At 40.1% G+C, this 352-nt stretch carries 1 rRNA gene; it reads left to right on the plus strand.

The window, feature by feature from the left end:
• Positions 1–171 precede the first annotated feature (171 nt).
• Positions 172–352: ribosomal RNA gene (locus SB773_RS30495) — 23S ribosomal RNA — on the plus strand; the annotation flags it as partial.

A 352-nucleotide genomic window follows, 5' to 3' on the forward strand; every position in this document is an offset into this window, starting at 1 on the left:
GATAATTACGAGAGCGCTTTTGTTTTGTTCAGTTTTGAATGAGTAATTCATTCAGATACGAAAGATAAACATCACGATGTGATGGATTCTTTCTACTTTGTTCCTTGAAAACTAGATAATAGATAGAAGGCAATTAATTTTTTTCAAAGCATCAGTAAGATCTTTTTTAACGGTTAAGTTAGAAAGGGCGCACGGTGGATGCCTTGGCACTAGGAGCCGATGAAGGACGGGACTAACACCGATATGCTTCGGGGAGCTGTAAGTAAGCTTTGATCCGGAGATTTCCGAATGGGGAAACCCACTGTTCGTAATGGAACAGTATCTTTACCTGAATACATAGGGTACTGAAGGC

This window comes from Bacillus sp. SIMBA_074, from assembly GCF_046534555.1.
Taxonomy (GTDB): Bacteria; Bacillota; Bacilli; order Bacillales; family Bacillaceae_G; genus Bacillus_A; species Bacillus_A mycoides.